Below are 3,238 nucleotides of genomic sequence, written 5' to 3'. Positions count from 1 at the left end.
CAGCGCTCCAGCCACAAGAACCGGTGGTGTTTTCACTCCATTACCACCGGCCTTGTTCCGCAAGGCCGCCCTGATTCGAGCCAGCAATTCCTCAATGGCAAACGGCTTCGTAACATAATCGTCAGCGCCTGTGTCTAGCCCGGCAACTTTGTCTACCACCGCATCCCGGGCCGTAAGAAGTATCACCGGTACATCAGAAAACTGCCGCATCCTTCTTAGAACCTCGATCCCATTTAGACCCGGCAACATGATATCAAGCAATACCAGATCGAAGGAGCGGGTTTTTGCCAGCTCTAACCCGCTTCTCCCATCAAACGCCTTTCTTACTTCATAGCCTTCAAACTCAAGCTCCAGCTCCACGAATCGAGCTATCTTCTCTTCATCTTCAATTATCAGGATCTTCCCCATGCGTTCTTTCATTACTATCCTTTACTTCCCTTTTTATGTTCTCCGCCGCCTCAGCCACCGAATCCAAGGCCTGGTTAACACTTTCCTTCCCCAAATCAGGCCCGGCAAACCTATACCGGTAGCCCAAAAACAGCCCTATTACGATCAGGGGAAAAGTAATCCAAAACCCGCAGATCAGCAGGACTACCAGCACCGTCACCGGAACCGTCATTATCCTTGTTCCGTCTTTCCTAACCTCGAAACTATTCCTGTTGCCCCGGCCAATTACCCGCCTACACCAACCAACAAATCGCCTCGCTAACTCCGCAAAAGAAATACTCTCATCCGGCCTAGTTTCTTCCTCGGACTTCCGCTCCCGGCTCTCTTTTAGTTCCTCCTCTGGACCCTTCGAACGGTAGTAGCCGCCGCCCTCAGGGGCCGGAATTCGCTGCTCCTTTTCCAGATTGATGATAGCTTCCAAAATGTCCCCATTGGTTTTCTCCAGCGCTGCCTTAGCTTCCTCATAGGTGATATTGGCTTTTTCCCGCAGTTTCTCCACTTGCTCTAACGTAACCACAGAACAGCCTCCTCAACTTAATCTGGCTTTATTGTAGCAGCGGGAACTTTAAAGACGCTTCAAGAAACATTAAAATTCCATTAGAATTAGCATGCCCAGTCAGTACCCAGAGGAGTAAACAAGAGGGGTCATGCATTCTCTTGGGACGGAGCACCGACCAAGATGTACATATAGTAGTCGGCCCCGGCCTCCTTGCCGGTACCGTAGGTAAGGCTGATATGCTGAAAGATAATTCGCAGCTTGTAGCCGTTGCTTGTAACATCCAAGGTTAGCTCTTCAGCAGCAAGAGCCTCATGCGGCCAAGCACTGCTGCCGGTGACCGCAGCAGCAAATTCATAGAGCTCGGTGGCTACCAGCTTGTCACCGGCTGCAGACCGGAGTGATACCCGAACATCGTGCGCGCCCAAGGGTTCCAGCCTAAGCTGATATGGGACCCCGCGCACCTTTAAATCATAAGTTTGGATTTCTGTTGTATCCATTCTCCTGTGGGTGCCAGCCTGGAGCATCACGTCATAGCCCTCAATGTTCAGGGGCTTTTCCATATCCAGTCGGACAAAGGCATGCTTTAAGTCGCCACTGTGCGGGTAAGTGGGTTCAAACCCCAAAGTTGTCTCCATATCCCGGTAAGGCTCAAAATCAGCCGGCAGCCAGGCAACCTCGGGCAGATAATTGCGCCGCTGCAGGTAATTTAAGATGCTAGTGGTCTCCACCCGCAAGTTCAGATCCGCATCTGCCTTGGGCTTGAGCTTTCCATCCACCAAGATTCCGCCTTGTTCCAGATACTCCTCCAATCGGGCTATCTGGCTATTTCGTGACACGGTAAAAGCATCCACTGGCGGCAGGACCGAGACAATGGCAAAACCCGCCGCCAAAAGAGCAATGAGACTATTTCCCTTTACCGGCTTAAAGGATAACACCATACCAATCACAATAGAGAAAATACCAAACAGAGCCACATAGTAGCGGGATTCGGTAATACCATAAGCCTGCAGTCGGATATACACTGAAACCAGCTGCATTATTACAATCGGGATCAATACCTTTGGGAAGATCTTTTGATAGAGGACGGCAAAACGGTTCTTTAGCCTACTGGCCAAAACATAGATAACTAGCCCGGCAATAGAATAGGCCAAAATCATCGGCCCCAACTGTCCCGAGGGCCAATTCCTGGTGATCCCGATCTTGACAAAGTAGGCTAGCAGAACCAGCGTATAAGCAGCAACCAAGGGAATGGCTATATAAGAAATCAATATCTCCAAAAAGCGAGGATGGTAGCTTACCTCTCGGGCATAATCCCGGTCTGCTTTCGCCTTGGAATTAAAGCGTGGCAACAGCGACAGATAATAGGTTGTGGCAAAAAGAATCCACACTATGGCCATCATGTAGCCATAATAATTACTGTCTACATTAAACAGCAGGATATCCACCGCCGCGATAATCGAGGCCAAGCCGGCCGTAAGCACACCGGCGTAAAGAATAGCCGTGAAGGCCGATTTAAAATGAACCAGGGCCACGCTATTGAAATCAAATTTACCCCCCGCCGAAGGCAGCCAGATAAAAATGCAAAACATGGAGAATACCGCCACCATTGTCCGGGCGCCTACCCCATAATCTATCGCCGGTACCGGGGCAATGATCAAATAATAACTTCCGGTAAGGAGCACGGCCAAGGCATAGACAGCCCAGCGCAGGCCGCCCAGCCGCCGGAAACGTTCACAAGCAAACTGGGCCGTAACCCCGATGAAAGAACCTAACAAAAAGACAAACATCAGCTTCTGGATAATCAAATCGGGGCTCCTATGTAGAGAAATCATGTAGCAGGTCAAGGCCGTGGTACAAAGTAAACACAATACCGTCCAAGGGAAACGTAAAACTGCTTCAGACAGTCCCTGAACCAGCTTTAAGATCGCTTCAAGCAAACGTTTCATTTCTTATCTCTGCCTCTCTATTTTAAATGAGCTTCTCTTCATACCTTCGATCAGTCCCAATGCAACCTCGCTCGGCCTAGTACCCTCGGTCCACTCGGTCCACTCCCTATCATTTAGTTCGCTCCAGCGGCAATTATTCCTCCCAAAATGCTAGTGCCCAGCAAAACAATATCCGGGGAGCCCTCAGCTCATTCACTGAGAGCTCCCCGGATGTTTGCTTACCAACCGAGCCTACCACAGGAACCGTCCAAGCGTCCGAGATAGCCGAAAAAGCCCCTTATTGTCCATCCTGAACGAAGTGAAGGATCTTGCGATAAGAACTTTCGTAACAGCCGCAATATCCTTG

Annotated in this window: 3 protein-coding genes; all 3 read right to left on the bottom strand. The window is 50.1% G+C overall.

Translation table 11 applies throughout. The features are described 5' to 3' along the window. The coding region (locus GX016_00710; protein ID HHT70082.1) for a response regulator transcription factor at positions 1–420 on the bottom strand (420 nt) is incomplete at its 3' end. Then, positions 386–964, bottom strand: a complete 579-nt coding sequence (locus tag GX016_00705; protein ID HHT70081.1) for a DUF4342 domain-containing protein — start codon at positions 962–964, stop codon at positions 386–388. The genes GX016_00705 and GX016_00710, both read right to left, overlap by 35 nt. 128 nt (positions 965–1,092) lie before the next feature. After that, positions 1,093–2,892 carry a DUF4153 domain-containing protein gene (locus tag GX016_00700; GenBank protein HHT70080.1) on the bottom strand — a complete coding sequence of 600 codons (1,800 nt, stop codon included), beginning with the start codon at positions 2,890–2,892 and terminating at the stop codon, positions 1,093–1,095. Between the last annotated feature and the right edge of the window lie 346 nt (positions 2,893–3,238).

It is taken from the genome of Bacillota bacterium (assembly GCA_012837285.1).
Taxonomy (GTDB): domain Bacteria; phylum Bacillota; class DTU030; order DUMP01; family DUMP01; genus DUNI01.
Note: the sequence above shows the minus strand (reverse complement) of the source record. Positions and strands in the feature narration are given on the sequence as shown.

Excerpts from the sequence above, each read along its gene's own strand:
- GX016_00700 (HHT70080.1), bottom strand. The coding sequence starts at position 2,892 with ATGAAACGTTTGCTTGAAGCGATCTTAAAGCTGGTTCAGGGACTGTCT.